Source organism: Pseudomonas sp. DTU12.3 (assembly GCF_004124275.1).
Lineage (GTDB): Bacteria > Pseudomonadota > Gammaproteobacteria > Pseudomonadales > Pseudomonadaceae > Aquipseudomonas > Aquipseudomonas helmanticensis.
Map to the genome: position 1 here is coordinate 4,856,896 of NZ_CP027218.1, position 15,071 is coordinate 4,871,966.

Annotated in this window: 9 protein-coding genes, 6 tRNA genes and 3 rRNA genes; 4 read left to right on the forward strand and 14 right to left on the reverse strand. The window is 54.5% G+C overall.

Annotated elements, in window-relative coordinates:
- Nucleotides 1-52: 52 nt before the first annotated feature.
- From C2E19_RS22260 to C2E19_RS22305, 9 genes are all read right to left on the reverse strand, one after another.
- Nucleotides 53-1,294, reverse strand: a complete 1,242-nt coding sequence (locus C2E19_RS22260) for a glutamine synthetase family protein (protein WP_174823977.1) — start codon at nucleotides 1,292-1,294, stop codon at nucleotides 53-55.
- Between the two features lie 305 nt (nucleotides 1,295-1,599).
- A complete protein-coding gene (locus C2E19_RS22265) occupies nucleotides 1,600-2,292 on the reverse strand; it encodes a sensor histidine kinase KdpD (RefSeq protein ID WP_129395107.1) in 693 nt (230 codons plus the stop codon).
- The gene (locus C2E19_RS22270) at nucleotides 2,289-3,893 is read right to left on the reverse strand and encodes a tetratricopeptide repeat-containing response regulator (RefSeq protein WP_129395108.1); all 1,605 of its coding nucleotides are present in this window, start codon (nucleotides 3,891-3,893) and stop codon (nucleotides 2,289-2,291) included. Before C2E19_RS22270 ends, C2E19_RS22265 begins: the two co-directional genes overlap by 4 nt.
- 315 nt (nucleotides 3,894-4,208) lie before the next feature.
- Nucleotides 4,209-4,324, reverse strand: a 5S ribosomal RNA gene (gene rrf / locus C2E19_RS22275).
- A 168-nt stretch (nucleotides 4,325-4,492) separates the two neighbouring features.
- Nucleotides 4,493-7,386: ribosomal RNA gene (locus C2E19_RS22280) — 23S ribosomal RNA — on the reverse strand.
- 247 nt (nucleotides 7,387-7,633) lie between these two features.
- Nucleotides 7,634-7,709: transfer RNA gene (locus C2E19_RS22285), tRNA-Ala, on the reverse strand.
- A 30-nt stretch (nucleotides 7,710-7,739) separates the two neighbouring features.
- Nucleotides 7,740-7,816, reverse strand: a tRNA-Ile gene (locus tag C2E19_RS22290).
- A gap of 81 nt (nucleotides 7,817-7,897) precedes the next feature.
- Nucleotides 7,898-9,434: ribosomal RNA gene (locus C2E19_RS22295) — 16S ribosomal RNA — on the reverse strand.
- Together the 16S, 23S and 5S rRNA genes with 2 tRNA genes alongside form the textbook arrangement of a ribosomal RNA operon.
- Before the next feature lie 759 nt (nucleotides 9,435-10,193).
- A tRNA-Arg gene (locus C2E19_RS22305) sits at nucleotides 10,194-10,270 on the reverse strand.
- Nucleotides 10,271-10,564: 294 nt separating this feature from the next.
- Between C2E19_RS22305 and C2E19_RS22315 the strand changes: the two genes are divergently transcribed.
- Nucleotides 10,565-10,801 (forward strand): hypothetical protein, encoded by a 237-nt coding sequence (locus C2E19_RS22315; protein WP_129395109.1) that lies wholly within the window; start codon nucleotides 10,565-10,567, stop codon nucleotides 10,799-10,801.
- A gap of 20 nt (nucleotides 10,802-10,821) precedes the next feature.
- Complete coding sequence (locus C2E19_RS22320) at nucleotides 10,822-11,001, forward strand: PA3371 family protein (RefSeq protein ID WP_129395110.1); 180 nt, start codon at nucleotides 10,822-10,824, stop codon at nucleotides 10,999-11,001.
- Here the strand turns inward: C2E19_RS22320 and phnN are convergent.
- A complete protein-coding gene (gene phnN, locus C2E19_RS22325; protein WP_129395111.1) occupies nucleotides 10,976-11,545 on the reverse strand; it encodes a phosphonate metabolism protein/1,5-bisphosphokinase (PRPP-forming) PhnN in 570 nt (189 codons plus the stop codon). The genes C2E19_RS22320 and phnN overlap by 26 nt on opposite strands.
- A gap of 390 nt (nucleotides 11,546-11,935) precedes the next feature.
- Between phnN and C2E19_RS22330 the strand changes: the two genes are divergently transcribed.
- Nucleotides 11,936-12,262 (forward strand): Arc family DNA-binding protein, encoded by a 327-nt coding sequence (locus C2E19_RS22330; protein WP_003178899.1) that lies wholly within the window; start codon nucleotides 11,936-11,938, stop codon nucleotides 12,260-12,262.
- Nucleotides 12,263-12,376: 114 nt separating this feature from the next.
- Here the strand turns inward: C2E19_RS22330 and mgtE are convergent, their stop codons facing one another.
- A complete protein-coding gene (gene mgtE, locus C2E19_RS22335; protein ID WP_129395112.1) occupies nucleotides 12,377-13,819 on the reverse strand; it encodes a magnesium transporter in 1,443 nt (480 codons plus the stop codon).
- Between the two features lie 321 nt (nucleotides 13,820-14,140).
- On the opposite strand from mgtE, the gene C2E19_RS22340 reads away from it, so the two are divergent.
- The gene (locus C2E19_RS22340; RefSeq protein WP_129395113.1) at nucleotides 14,141-14,659 is read left to right on the forward strand and encodes a cell envelope protein SmpA; all 519 of its coding nucleotides are present in this window, start codon (nucleotides 14,141-14,143) and stop codon (nucleotides 14,657-14,659) included.
- A gap of 19 nt (nucleotides 14,660-14,678) precedes the next feature.
- On the opposite strand, the gene C2E19_RS22345 is transcribed toward C2E19_RS22340, so the two are convergent.
- The 3 genes from C2E19_RS22345 to C2E19_RS22355 form a co-directional block, all read right to left on the reverse strand.
- Nucleotides 14,679-14,755: transfer RNA gene (locus C2E19_RS22345), tRNA-Arg, on the reverse strand.
- Nucleotides 14,756-14,827: 72 nt separating this feature from the next.
- Nucleotides 14,828-14,904, reverse strand: a tRNA-Arg gene (locus C2E19_RS22350).
- Between the two features lie 71 nt (nucleotides 14,905-14,975).
- Nucleotides 14,976-15,052: transfer RNA gene (locus C2E19_RS22355), tRNA-Arg, on the reverse strand.
- Nucleotides 15,053-15,071 lie beyond the last annotated feature (19 nt).

Sequence of the window (15,071 nt, forward strand, 5' to 3'; positions counted from 1 at the left end):
CCTTGCAGTGAATATCGGGCTTTCAAAACGATAGCCCGATGGCGACAATTCGTCAGGCCTGGGCTGCTAGAACACGCCGTTCCCAGGGAGTGATTTCATCAAAGAAGCTGGTCAACTCCATGGTCTTCGAAGCGATGTAGCCTTCGATGAACTCCTGTCCGAACAGTTCCCTCGCCAGCTGGCTACGTTTCAGACGTTCGAGGGCGGCATGCAAGGTACATGGCAGCGAAAGGTTGTCCGGCACTTCGAACTCGCCCTGAATGGCTGCCGTCGGCTCAAGCTCATGCTCGATACCATGCAAACCCGCGGCCAGACTGGCGGCGATCGCCAGATACGGATTGGCGTCCGCGCCCGGCAAGCGGTTTTCGACCCGACGGGCGACCGGCGAACTGGCGGGAATACGCAAGCCAGCGGCGCGATTGTCATGGGACCAGCACGCGTTGTTCGGTGAAGCGTAGGGATGGCACAGACGCTGATAGGAGTTCACGTTGGGCGCAAACAGTGCGGTGAACTCCGCCATGCCAGCCTGCTGACCACCGATGAAGTGACGGAACATCGCGGTTGGCTGGCCATTTTCGTCGCTGAAGACATTCTTGCCGCTGTCGCTGGCAACGATGCTCTGGTGAATGTGCATCGAACTTCCCGGCGTGTGCGCCAGAGGCTTGGCCATGCACACCACGGTCAGGCCGTGCTTGAGCGCGACTTCCTTGAGCAGGTGCTTGAACAGGAAGGTCTGGTCGGCCAGCAGCAACGGATCACCGTGGAGCAGGTTGATCTCGAACTGGCTGACACCCATTTCGTGCATGAAGGTATCGCGCGGCAGATCGAGGGCCGCCATGCATTTGTACACTTCGCTGAAGAAGGGGCGCAGGCCGTTGTTGGAGCTGACGCTGAAGGCTGACTGGCCCTCCTCGCGTCGACCGTCGAGGCCAACAGGCGGACGGAATGGTTGGGTCGGATCGGTATTCGGCGCGAAGACAAAGAATTCCAGCTCGGTCGCCACCACTGGCGCCAGGCCGCGCGCTGCGTAACGGGCAATGACCTTTTTCAGCTGGCCACGAGTCGACAGATTGGAGCTTTCGCCGGTCAGCTCATCGGCATCACAAATGGCCAATGCCCGCGGCTCATCACTCCATGGCAGCGGATGAATCATGGATGGTTCGGCAACCAGTGCCAGATCACCGTCATCGCTGCCGTAAAAGCGCGCCGCCGGATAACCGCCCATGATGCATTGCAGCAGCACACCCCGCGCCATCTGCAAACGCCGCCCTTCGAGGAAACCCTCGGCGGTCATCACTTTGCCTCGCGGCACGCCGTTCAAATCCGGCGTGACACATTCAATCTCATCAATGCCCGTCAGTCGCTGAGCGAGTGAACGCTGGCCATCGGTTGTCATGACGCAATCCTTGTTATTGTGCGAGCCGCGAACGGCGACCCGTACAAAATAGGCTTCGGCTGTTCGGAATATCAAGCAGCGTCAAAACAAAAAACCAAACTATGCGAATTCCCCCCTGGAGCTGCCGAAGGCTGCGATCTTTTGATCTTTAAAACAACATCAAAAGATCGCAGCCTTCGGCAGCTCCTACAAAGGGCATGCGTTCAGGGCAGGTAGAGGCTGAACACGCCGCCGCCCAATGGGCCGCCGTTGCGGATTTCGGTGCGACCTTCAACGCCATTGCGCTGATGCAGGGCCGCGATGCGGTTGGCGAAATACAGGCCCAGTCCGGTGCTGCCGCTGCTGTGGTTGATGCCTTGCACGTAATCTGCCTGGCGCTCGAGCATCTCGGGCGGATAGCCAGCGCCGTCATCATTGATGGTCAGCACCAATTGCCCGGCTTCGTCACTGACGGTAATCAGCAGCGATTCGCGGGCATAACGAATCGCATTGTTGATGCAGTTACCGAGCACCGAGGCAATCAGTTCACGGTCGAAGAAGCCAAGCGGGCTCAGCGGGTCGACTTCATAGGTCGCGATGATGCCGCGACTGGCGAACACCTCTTGATGCGCCGCCAGTTGTGCCTCGATGAAGTCGTCCAGTTCGTGATACGCAGGTTGCAGTGGCAGCTGATTGACGCCGAGTTTGTACAGCCCGAGCAACTGCACCAGCATGCCGTTGAGGTGGGCGAACTCGAAGTCGATGACGCCCTGTTCCGAACCTTCGCGCTGCGCCCGCGGTAACCGCGCCAGCCATTGGCTGTGGGCCTGCATGAGCATGGCCAGCGAGTTCTTCATGTCGTGAACGGTGGAGGCAATCACCGTGGAAAAATCCAGTGCCTGCTTGTCGTTGCTCATTCGCCAAATGCCTTGCTTTTCAGCTTCTGATAACGCGCATGACGCGCGTCGGTGTCGGGCATCAGGCCAACCAGTTTCAGGCAGGCCCGACACTCTTCCAGCTCCGCCGACGGCACACTGGTGTCGGTGCCGTGCAACAGCGACTGGGCCATGTTCAGCGCAATACTGATGTTCTTCGGTTGCATCTTCAGCGCCTTGCGGAACACCTCGCGGGCCTCCACCAGATTACCGGTCTTGTACACGCGCACGCCCTGACGGTTGAGGTCGGCAGCAGCGTTGCTGGAACTGAGGATAGTCGGGTCGTCAGTGAGCTTGGCGATGTCTTTCATCACCGCCGGATCATCACCGTAGATCTCTGCGCAACTCTTGAGCATCGAAGTGCCCGCCTCGGCCTGACCGAGCATTTGCAATTGCTTAGCCACCAGCAGCGCCGCTTCGGGGCTCATGAACTGCTCCATGCCGTCGAGGCGCATCAGTGCCTGCTCGGTGAGCTTGTCGGCGGTTTCGGCATCGTTGAGCAGCAGGCTGGTGGCCTTCATCAGGCGCGCACGGATCTGCAGACCCGGGTCGCTCGGGTTTTCCTTGGCGACGGCGCTGAGGGTGGTGTTGATCTCAAGTCGTGTGCGCGTATCGAGGCCGCGCTCACTGCCTTTGCTGATCAGCGCATGGGCCAGCCCGAGGTTGCTTTCCGGATCCTTGAAGCGCGACTGCGCGCCCTGCGCCACAGCTTGGCGATAGGCGCGCGAGGCGGTGTCGAAATCTTCGTTGGCCATCGCCAGTTTGCCCAGCAACGCCTGGCGACGCACCGCCAGCGGCGAGAGACGGATCGCCTCTTCGAGCACCCGTTGCGCGCCTTTACTGTCGCCCTCGGAAACCAGCACGTCGGCCATACCGTCGTACAACGACGGCATCATCGGGAACACCTTCAAGGCTTTTTCGTAGACACCTTTGGCCTGTGCCACCTGGCCCCGCTTGAAGAGCAATTTGCCCAACCCGGCAAATGCCCACGGCAATGGCCGGTCGGCGATGATGCTGTCGTAGAGACGCTCCAGCGCTTCGTTCTGGTTCATGTCGCGCAGCGCATCAGCGCGGTAACGCAGGCACAGCGGCGAATAACGAATGTCCTGCTTGCACAGGGCGATGCAGGCGTTGAGCACCTCGACCGGTTTGCCGCGGTCGAGGGCTTGCAGAATCGGTTTGAGCAGCGTCTTGCGCTGTTCCAGACGCTCCAGGCGCTGGGCCAGACCGGAGCGGTTGAACGGTTTCGTCAGGTACGCGTCCGGCTCGTGTTCCAGGGCACTGAGCACCATCGCCTGACTGGTCTCGGCGGTGACCATGACGAACACCGCTTCATGGCTGATGAGCTTTTCCAGCATCAGGTCTTCAAGCACCTGCTGGCCATTCTTCTTGCCGTCGCCGAGATGGAAATCCTGCAGGATGAAATTGTAGGATTTCTGCGCGCACATCTTCAGCGCCTGCTCGCCACTGTCGGCGGTGTCGACGTCCTTGACCCCAAGCTCCCGCAGCATCGAACGAACGGAACTGCGGAAATCCGAGAAATCATCGACGATCAGAAAACTCTTTTGGTGATACGACAGCATCGAAGATTTCCAGGCAATTGAAGTGAGGGCAATTTCAGGCGCGCAGATGATAGCTGGCGGCTAAATGCTATCAAGCGATTTCGCGCGACTTTGAAGTCACCGAGTGGGTTATCGGCCACAAGTGGCGTTCTCTGAAGGCGCAGGTTCAAGATTCCTTACAGAACATGTTGTCGGTGTCTGCACCGTAATTAACGCCGGCTATGGGCATGAAAAAGCCCCGCCAGGTGATCCTGATCGGGGCTTTATGTGTAAATGTTTTTCTTGCAGGCAAAACAAAACCCCAATTGCTTTCGCAATTGGGGTTTTGGAATTTAATCTTGACGATGACCTACTCTCACATGGGGAAACCCCACACTACCATCGGCGATGCATCGTTTCACTGCTGAGTTCGGGATGGGATCAGGTGGTTCCAACGCTCTATGGTCGTCAAGAAATTCGGGTACTGAGTCGTGGCCGGACGGCCTCGCTTCAGCAAATTGGGTATGTGATAGCTTTCGGTGTTTGTGAACATCGAACTTTCGGTTCGTTTCGTCTTCACACACCGCAATCTGGTCTCTCTCGCTTTTCAGCTTGGAGCATGCAAATTGCTTGGGTGTTATATGGTCAAGCCTCACGGGCAATTAGTATTGGTTAGCTCAACGCCTCACAGCGCTTACACACCCAACCTATCAACGTCGTAGTCTTCGACGGCCCTTCAGGGAACTCAAGGTTCCAGTGAGATCTCATCTTGAGGCAAGTTTCCCGCTTAGATGCTTTCAGCGGTTATCTTTCCCGAACATAGCTACCCGGCAATGCCACTGGCGTGACAACCGGAACACCAGAGGTTCGTCCACTCCGGTCCTCTCGTACTAGGAGCAGCCCCTCTCAAATCTCAAACGTCCACGGCAGATAGGGACCGAACTGTCTCACGACGTTCTAAACCCAGCTCGCGTACCACTTTAAATGGCGAACAGCCATACCCTTGGGACCGGCTTCAGCCCCAGGATGTGATGAGCCGACATCGAGGTGCCAAACACCGCCGTCGATATGAACTCTTGGGCGGTATCAGCCTGTTATCCCCGGAGTACCTTTTATCCGTTGAGCGATGGCCCTTCCATACAGAACCACCGGATCACTAAGACCTACTTTCGTACCTGCTCGACGTGTCTGTCTCGCAGTCAAGCGCGCTTTTGCCTTTATACTCTACGACCGATTTCCGACCGGTCTGAGCGCACCTTCGTACTCCTCCGTTACTCTTTAGGAGGAGACCGCCCCAGTCAAACTACCCACCATACACTGTCCTCGATCCGGATAACGGACCTGAGTTAGAACCTCAAAGTTGCCAGGGTGGTATTTCAAGGTTGGCTCCACGCGAACTGGCGTCCACGCTTCAAAGCCTCCCACCTATCCTACACAAGCAAATTCAAAGTCCAGTGCAAAGCTATAGTAAAGGTTCACGGGGTCTTTCCGTCTAGCCGCGGATACACTGCATCTTCACAGCGATTTCAATTTCACTGAGTCTCGGGTGGAGACAGCGCCGCCATCGTTACGCCATTCGTGCAGGTCGGAACTTACCCGACAAGGAATTTCGCTACCTTAGGACCGTTATAGTTACGGCCGCCGTTTACCGGGGCTTCGATCAAGAGCTTCGCGTTAGCTAACCCCATCAATTAACCTTCCGGCACCGGGCAGGCGTCACACCCTATACGTCCACTTTCGTGTTTGCAGAGTGCTGTGTTTTTAATAAACAGTCGCAGCGGCCTGGTATCTTCGACCGGCATGAGCTTACGGAGCAAGTCCTTCACCCTCACCGGCGCACCTTCTCCCGAAGTTACGGTGCCATTTTGCCTAGTTCCTTCACCCGAGTTCTCTCAAGCGCCTTGGTATTCTCTACCCAACCACCTGTGTCGGTTTGGGGTACGGTTCCTGGTTACCTGAAGCTTAGAAGCTTTTCTTGGAAGCATGGCATCAACCACTTCGTGTTCTAAAAGAACACTCGTCATCAGCTCTCGGCCTTAGAATCCCGGATTTACCTAAGATTCCAGCCTACCACCTTAAACTTGGACAACCAACGCCAAGCTGGCCTAGCCTTCTCCGTCCCTCCATCGCAATAACCAGAAGTACAGGAATATTAACCTGTTTTCCATCGACTACGCTTTTCAGCCTCGCCTTAGGGACCGACTAACCCTGCGTCGATTAACGTTGCGCAGGAAACCTTGGTCTTTCGGCGTGGGTGTTTTTCACACCCATTGTCGTTACTCATGTCAGCATTCGCACTTCTGATACCTCCAGCAAGCTTCTCAACTCACCTTCACAGGCTTACAGAACGCTCCTCTACCGCATCATCCGAAGATGATACCCGTAGCTTCGGTGTATGGTTTGAGCCCCGTTACATCTTCCGCGCAGGCCGACTCGACTAGTGAGCTATTACGCTTTCTTTAAAGGGTGGCTGCTTCTAAGCCAACCTCCTAGCTGTCTAAGCCTTCCCACATCGTTTCCCACTTAACCATAACTTTGGGACCTTAGCTGACGGTCTGGGTTGTTTCCCTTTTCACGACGGACGTTAGCACCCGCCGTGTGTCTCCCATGCTCGGCACTTGTAGGTATTCGGAGTTTGCATCGGTTTGGTAAGTCGGGATGACCCCCTAGCCGAAACAGTGCTCTACCCCCTACAGTGATACATGAGGCGCTACCTAAATAGCTTTCGAGGAGAACCAGCTATCTCCGAGCTTGATTAGCCTTTCACTCCGATCCACAGGTCATCCGCTAACTTTTCAACGGTAGTCGGTTCGGTCCTCCAGTTAGTGTTACCCAACCTTCAACCTGCCCATGGATAGATCGCCCGGTTTCGGGTCTATTCCCAGCGACTAGACGCCCTATTAAGACTCGCTTTCGCTACGCCTCCCCTATTCGGTTAAGCTCGCCACTGAAAATAAGTCGCTGACCCATTATACAAAAGGTACGCAGTCACCCAACAAAGTGGGCTCCCACTGCTTGTACGCATACGGTTTCAGGATCTATTTCACTCCCCTCTCCGGGGTTCTTTTCGCCTTTCCCTCACGGTACTAGTTCACTATCGGTCAGTCAGTAGTATTTAGCCTTGGAGGATGGTCCCCCCATATTCAGACAAAGTTTCTCGTGCTCCGTCCTACTCGATTTCATGACTAAGAGATTTTCGCGTACAGGGCTATCACCCACTATGGCCGCACTTTCCAGAGCGTTCCGCTAATCTCAAAGCCACTTAAGGGCTAGTCCCCGTTCGCTCGCCACTACTAAGGGAATCTCGGTTGATTTCTTTTCCTCAGGGTACTTAGATGTTTCAGTTCCCCTGGTTCGCCTCTTGCACCTATGTATTCAGTACAAGATAACCATCTTATGATGGCTGGGTTCCCCCATTCAGACATCTCCGGATCAAAGTCTGTTTGCCGACTCCCCGAAGCTTTTCGCAGGCTACCACGTCTTTCATCGCCTCTGACTGCCAAGGCATCCACCGTATGCGCTTCTTCACTTGACCATATAACCCCAAGCAATCTGGTTATACTGTGAAGACGACATTCGCCGAAAATTCGAATTTCTCAACTAAGAGAACTCACAAATTTTACCTTAGCCTGATCCGTTACCAGTGAAAGTAACGTTCAGTCTATCTTTCTATCACATACCCAAATTTTTAAAGAACGAACTAGTCAAAGACTAGAAATCAACATTCATCATCACAACGATGGAATGCTCATTTCTAAGCTTTCAAACTTCAGAAGCAGTAGTGGTGGAGCCAAACGGGATCGAACCGTTGACCTCCTGCGTGCAAGGCAGGCGCTCTCCCAGCTGAGCTATGGCCCCGTATTTCTACAGGCGTTTCCCACACAAAATTGGTGGGTCTGGGCAGATTCGAACTGCCGACCTCACCCTTATCAGGGGTGCGCTCTAACCAACTGAGCTACAGACCCAATTTCGGGCTGCTTCTTTCGTCTTCTTCAATGAATCAAGCAATTCGTGTGGGAACTTATGGAGCAGCTGATGTCGTCGATTAAGGAGGTGATCCAGCCGCAGGTTCCCCTACGGCTACCTTGTTACGACTTCACCCCAGTCATGAATCACACCGTGGTAACCGTCCTCCCGAAGGTTAGACTAGCTACTTCTGGTGCAACCCACTCCCATGGTGTGACGGGCGGTGTGTACAAGGCCCGGGAACGTATTCACCGTGACATTCTGATTCACGATTACTAGCGATTCCGACTTCACGCAGTCGAGTTGCAGACTGCGATCCGGACTACGATCGGTTTTATGGGATTAGCTCCACCTCGCGGCTTGGCAACCCTTTGTACCGACCATTGTAGCACGTGTGTAGCCCAGGCCGTAAGGGCCATGATGACTTGACGTCATCCCCACCTTCCTCCGGTTTGTCACCGGCAGTCTCCTTAGAGTGCCCACCATTACGTGCTGGTAACTAAGGACAAGGGTTGCGCTCGTTACGGGACTTAACCCAACATCTCACGACACGAGCTGACGACAGCCATGCAGCACCTGTCTCAATGTTCCCGAAGGCACCAATCCATCTCTGGAAAGTTCATTGGATGTCAAGGCCTGGTAAGGTTCTTCGCGTTGCTTCGAATTAAACCACATGCTCCACCGCTTGTGCGGGCCCCCGTCAATTCATTTGAGTTTTAACCTTGCGGCCGTACTCCCCAGGCGGTCAACTTAATGCGTTAGCTGCGCCACTAAGAGCTCAAGGCTCCCAACGGCTAGTTGACATCGTTTACGGCGTGGACTACCAGGGTATCTAATCCTGTTTGCTCCCCACGCTTTCGCACCTCAGTGTCAGTATCAGTCCAGGTGGTCGCCTTCGCCACTGGTGTTCCTTCCTATATCTACGCATTTCACCGCTACACAGGAAATTCCACCACCCTCTACCATACTCTAGCTCGACAGTTTTGAATGCAGTTCCCAGGTTGAGCCCGGGGATTTCACATCCAACTTAACGAACCACCTACGCGCGCTTTACGCCCAGTAATTCCGATTAACGCTTGCACCCTCTGTATTACCGCGGCTGCTGGCACAGAGTTAGCCGGTGCTTATTCTGTCGGTAACGTCAAAACAGCAAAGTATTAATTTACTGCCCTTCCTCCCAACTTAAAGTGCTTTACAATCCGAAGACCTTCTTCACACACGCGGCATGGCTGGATCAGGCTTTCGCCCATTGTCCAATATTCCCCACTGCTGCCTCCCGTAGGAGTCTGGACCGTGTCTCAGTTCCAGTGTGACTGATCATCCTCTCAGACCAGTTACGGATCGTCGCCTTGGTGAGCCATTACCTCACCAACTAGCTAATCCGACCTAGGCTCATCTGATAGCGCAAGGCCCGAAGGTCCCCTGCTTTCTCCCGTAGGACGTATGCGGTATTAGCGTTCCTTTCGAAACGTTGTCCCCCACTACCAGGCAGATTCCTAGGCATTACTCACCCGTCCGCCGCTGAATCCAGGAGCAAGCTCCTCTCATCCGCTCGACTTGCATGTGTTAGGCCTGCCGCCAGCGTTCAATCTGAGCCATGATCAAACTCTTCAGTTCAAACATCTTTGGGTTTTTAAGAAACCCTAAACTTGGCTCAGCAATCGTTGGTTACATCTTTGATTTCTCGCGGAGTAACTTGTGATGCTGATAATCTTGTTGACTATCAGTCTGACTCCACAAGCACCCACACGAATTGCTTGATTCAGTTGTTAAAGAGCGGTTGGTTAAGATCTTTCGTCTCAACCGAGGCGCGCATTCTACAGCAGCCTCATTTGCTGTCAAGTGATTATTTTCAGAAGTTTTCGAAGAATTCTTCAACAACTTCAACCACTTGCGCTTCCGATCTCTCGTCAGCGGGAGGCGAATTCTACAGCGTTACACGCTGCTGTCAACACCTCTTTTTCTCCGCTTTCGACCGAGAAGATCGAAACGTTAAAAGAGCCAAACATCATCACTCTTTCAACTCCTTCCAGGCTTCGATGATCTGAAGCAAGTCGCTGTCGAAAACTGCGCAACTCATTGAATCTCAAGGAGTTTTCCGTTTCGACTGCGCCGGAAGTGGGGCGAATTATAGACGTCCAGAATCTGCCGTCAACCGTTAATTTCGCTTTTCTATCGAAACACCCGAAAACGCCTTCTTTCTATATAGAAGCATTGCACCAGCCCCGAAAACATCTACTGGTTGTCCGCCGATAATCGCCGGGCGAGACCAGTCCATCCACGCTAAGGATCATCAAGCTGCACAAATGGAACAAGGGTACCGAGCGACCTCGGAAGCGGCGAGTACTACTAATAGAAGGGAATTCAAACAATAGATGGTGTCCCAGGGCAGGTTCGAACTGCCAACCTTCCCCTTAGGAGGGGGATGCTCTATCCAATTGAGCTACTGAGACACACGATTGTCGCGAGCAGAGGCAGCGCGACGGACGGCGAGCATGTTAACGGTCACGCCCCGGTTTGTCATGTCATCCGTAGGCATATTAAGTGTAGGCATGCGTACTGCAACGCTGCGGGAAGATTTACCGTGCATTTTGCACCCTTCCAAAAAGCCATCATTGCAGATTGCAACCCGAGCGATCCGACTCTTCCTCCCAAATCGTTGTTTTTAAAGGACTTAACAGCGGTTAGACTGTTGGCATGACGGCTGCTTTGCCTGTTCCTTAGAAGAACAATCGGAGCGCCGCCCCATGAACACCAACCTCTTGCTTGCAAACGCGACTGCACTGGCGATTTTGCTGAGTTTTCACTTTGCCCCTGCGAGCAATGCCCCGGAATCGGTGGCCCAGCGCATGCCGCATTATCTGCAGGTGCAGAAACAGCCCCAACTGGCGATTCTGACCGATAAGAGCAGCTTTGCCCCAAGGACTGTCAGCGCCCCCGATCAGGCCCTGCCAGCTCAACTTACAGAACGTCTGGTTTTTTGAAATATCTTCAGGAGTACAGCATGTCCAAATCAGCAGCAGGATTTCTGATCCTCGCCTTATTGAGTGGCGTAATGCATCTTTCGCTGTTCGAGGAAACCACAGTCACCCTGCCCCTGATTGTCTGCGGCGTATTTTCGGTGCTGTTTGTGCTGGCACTGGCTGCCGGGCGCAAGATCAAGTTTGATCCAGTGCTGCGCTGAGCCGAATCAGATCCAGCAACTGTTCCACCGCCCCCGCCAGCTCACCTGAGTTATCGATCAGAAGCACCGGCTCGTCACTCGATCTGCGATCCTTGAATAAAGCGTTACGAGCAAGCCGAGCCTCGATCTGCTCAAGCGTCTCTCTCCCCCGCCTGAGCAGGCGGCCACGTAGAACCTCATCACTTACCGTTAACAGTACCGGCACCAACGCTGGGTAACGGCCCATCGCTTGTCGCAGATTGGCGCGCGAGCCGTTAACCAGCACATGGCGCCCTGCAGCCAAAAACCGATCCATCTGCGCCGGGATTCCATAGGCAAGACCGTTCGCGTGCCATGCCAAGGCAAAATCACCCTTTTGCGCACGTCGCTCGAACTCCTCAGGTGTCACGCCCATCGCATCCTCACCCACCGATTCAGCTGATCGCGTGATGACTCGCCGCATGACTTCACAGCCCATCGCCCGCAGTGGTTCGCGCGCAGCCTCAATCAGACTGTCCTTGCCTGACCCTGAGGGGCCCATCAGATAAATAAGCTTGCCATCCATCCTGAAAACGCCCTCCAGACCACCTTAGCCACTAGTAAATCGGCAATTTGCCACTATCCTGTAAAGACAAGGAAACAAGGATAGAAAGCCGCATAGCATGCACGCTCTGACGTCTTCGGACATCAACTGATATGCACCAGGACGCGAGCAGCGATGCAGACCAGGGCGAAGTTTTCAAACCAGTCCGCATTTCTGATAATTGGTGCTGGCATTACGCCTTTACCCAGCTCAATATTTGTCACAGAATTGACGCCAATGATCTGGCAATTTTGAGGCATGATGCGGGCCTCTTAACAATTCAGGTTGAACCATTTGGCGCGGATGCTTGTCCTACCACACATCCTGCGGCCAATCCCGAGAACCGCTCCCCTGAACTAACCGGTTAAATATATGCGCCCATTGAAACAGGCAATTTATTCCAGCCGTACGGCTGACAAGTTCGTCGTACGTCTGCCAGACGGAATGCGTGAACGCATTGCCGAGGTGGCTCGCAATCATCATCGCAGCATGAACTCCGAGATCATTGCGCGCCTTGAGCAGAGTCTTATTCAGGAAGGCGCACTGGGCGAAGAGCTGAGCATGCGCCTCGACAGCCCGGAGCTGTCGTTGCACGAGCGCGAGCTTTTGCAACGATTCCGCCAACTGTCTCACCGCCAGCAGAACGCTTTGGTATCTCTGATCGCTCATGACGCCGAAATGGCAGCAGACGCGTCCTGAGACATACCGAACATCTCAAGCCAGCTTAATTGCTGGCTTTTTTTTGCGCGCAATTTGAGTTTTTGCAGACACAAAAAAGCCCGCCAATTTGGCGGGCTGTTTCGATGCAGCAATTTAGAGCAGGAAGATTGTCGCCAACCCCAGAAAAATGAAGAAGCCCCCGCTATCGGTCATCGCGGTAATCATCACACTCGCCCCCATTGCCGGGTCGCGCCCCATTTTCGCAAGGGTCATCGGGATCAATACGCCCATCAGGGCAGCCAGCAGCAGGTTGAGCGTCATTGCCGCAGTCATTACCACGCCCAATGACCAACTGCCATAGAGCAGATAAGCAACCACACCGATCACCCCGCCCCAGACCAGGCCATTGATCAGGCCCACCGCCAATTCCTTGCGCATCAGTCGCGAAGTGTTACCGGTGCTCACCTGGTCGAGCGCCATCGCGCGAACGATCATGGTGATCGTCTGGTTACCGGAGTTACCCCCAATACCCGCCACAATCGGCATCAACGCCGCGAGGGCTACCAGTTTCTCGATCGAACCCTCGAACAGGCCGATCACACGGGATGCGATGAACGCGGTAATCAGATTGATCGCCAGCCAGGCCCAACGGTTGCGCAGTGACTTCCAGACGGAAGCAAAGATGTCTTCCTCTTCACGCAGACCGGCCATGTTGAGAACTTCGTTTTCGCTCTCTTCACGAATCAGGTCGACCATTTCGTCGATGGTCAGACGGCCGATCAGCTTGCCGTTCTTGTCGACCACCGGGGCCGAGATCAAGTCATAACGTTCGAACGCCTGCGCGGCGTCGTAAGCATCTTCGTCCGGGTGAAAACTCACCGGATCGCTGGCCATTACTTCGGCAACCTGCTTGTCCGGGTCGTTGACCAGCAAACGCTTGATCGGCAGCACGCCCTTGAGCACACCGTCGTAATCAACCACGAACAGTTTGTCGGTGTGACCAGGAAGCTCTTTGAGGCGACGCAAATAGCGCAGAACCACTTCGAGACTGACGTCCTCGCGGATGGTCACCATCTCGAAGTCCATCAGCGCACCGACCTGCTCATCGTCATAAGACAGGGCCGAACGCACACGCTCGCGTTGCTGGTTATCCAGACTCTCCATCAGCTCATGGACGACGTCTCGCGGCAGCTCTGAAGCCAGGTCAGCAAGTTCGTCGGCGTCCATGTCCTTGGCCGCAGCCAGGAGCTCGTGATCATCCATGTCGGCGATCAGCGTTTCACGAACGGAGTCGGATACTTCGAGAAGAATGTCGCCGTCGCGGTCGGCCTTGACCAATTGCCAGAGCGTCAGACGATCGTCCAGCGGCAAGGCTTCAAGGATGTAGGCAACGTCGGCGGAGTGCAGATCATCGAGCTTGCGTTGCAGCTCGACAAGGTTCTGCCGGTGAACCAGGTTTTCAACCCGGTCGTGATGCGCGCCTTCCTGGCGATGAGTCAGGTCTTCGACGACCCGCTGACGCTGCAGCAGCTCGACGACTTGAGCCAGGCGATCCTGCAGGCTTTCCTGTGTTTTCTTTACTTCGATTTCAGACATAGGCGAACTCCACTCCCAGCAGCGGGGCACGCCGGAAGGATCAATCAGTCAATTCATGATTGGTGAAACTGTTTACTGAGTAACTACTGGGTAAGTCCATGGAGGTTTTCCACAAGCCCCGGCGGGGCTGACGGGCGCAATGATACACCGCCTGACGGTTTTAAACGTTAAAAAATCACGGCCGAAACAAGCGCTTGCGAAACAAACCTGAGCACCGTCCTGATCCGTGCAAATGCGACGACTCATCCTGAAAAGAAAACACACCGGCAATGGAAAATGTAGCGACTACCCTTCAGCGTAGATCGTCATGGAGGACGTCGAATGCCATTGAACACATCACACCTGATACTCACCACCCTGCTCTACCTGCCGCCTGCCGGGGCTGCCACCACCCTTCATCGTTGCGAAGCTGCGGATGGCAGCATCACCTTTACCAGCATGAGTTGCGCACACGGCGAACTGCGCTCCACCCACGAGGTTCACCCCTATTCGCCCGGCTCGGTTGTAGCCGTGATGCCGGAAGCCAACCACGAAGAAACATCCAGTATGAAAGCCAAGGGTCGGGAACCGGGCATCATTGGCCGCGCGGAACATCGATGCGGAAATCTGATCGATGCCAGGCAGCGTCGCGAGGCAATCATCAATCGGCGCGTGATTGCCGGCATGAGCCAGCAAGATGTCGAAAGCGCGCTTGGCAAACCAGACAAGGTAAATATTCGGACATCGACAACCAGCTATCGTTACGACCTCAAGCGAGGTCGCAGTGCTCAAGTCGATTTTGATGAGAGAGGATGCGTGAAGGAAAAAACCAAATCCCGGACAGCAAAAAGCCCGCGTTAAACGCGGGCTTTTCGGTATATGGTGCACTCGACAGGATTCGAACCTGTGACCGCTCGGTTCGTAGCCGAGTACTCTATCCAGCTGAGCTACGAGTGCATTTTGTGTTTTTAGCCCAGACCACAACTGGATGAAGCCAAGTTATCTGCATTACTGCAACTAACTCTTAAATGGTGCACTCGACAGGATTCGAACCTGTGACCGCTCGGTTCGTAGCCGAGTACTCTATCCAGCTGAGCTACGAGTGCATTTGTGTTTTTAGACCAGATCACATCTGGTTGAAGCCAAGTCATTTACATTGCTGTAACTGACTCTTAAATGGTGCACTCGACAGGATTCGAACCTGTGACCGCTCGGTTCGTAGCCGAGTACTCTATCCAGCTGAGCTACGAGTGCATTTGTTGCGCCGCATTAT

Excerpts from the sequence above, each read along its gene's own strand:
- C2E19_RS22260 (WP_174823977.1), bottom strand. The coding sequence starts at position 1,294 with ATGACCGCCGAGGGTTTCCTCGAAGGGCGGCGTTTGCAGATGGCGCGG.
- C2E19_RS22330 (WP_003178899.1), top strand. The coding sequence starts at position 11,936 with ATGCGCCCATTGAAACAGGCAATTTATTCCAGCCGTACGGCTGACAAG.
- C2E19_RS22340 (WP_129395113.1), top strand. The coding sequence starts at position 14,141 with ATGCCATTGAACACATCACACCTGATACTCACCACCCTGCTCTACCTG.
- phnN (WP_129395111.1), bottom strand. The coding sequence starts at position 11,545 with ATGGATGGCAAGCTTATTTATCTGATGGGCCCCTCAGGGTCAGGCAAG.
- C2E19_RS22320 (WP_129395110.1), top strand. The coding sequence starts at position 10,822 with ATGTCCAAATCAGCAGCAGGATTTCTGATCCTCGCCTTATTGAGTGGC.
- C2E19_RS22315 (WP_129395109.1), top strand. The coding sequence starts at position 10,565 with ATGAACACCAACCTCTTGCTTGCAAACGCGACTGCACTGGCGATTTTG.
- C2E19_RS22265 (WP_129395107.1), bottom strand. The coding sequence starts at position 2,292 with ATGAGCAACGACAAGCAGGCACTGGATTTTTCCACGGTGATTGCCTCC.
- C2E19_RS22270 (WP_129395108.1), bottom strand. The coding sequence starts at position 3,893 with ATGCTGTCGTATCACCAAAAGAGTTTTCTGATCGTCGATGATTTCTCG.
- mgtE (WP_129395112.1), bottom strand. The coding sequence starts at position 13,819 with ATGTCTGAAATCGAAGTAAAGAAAACACAGGAAAGCCTGCAGGATCGC.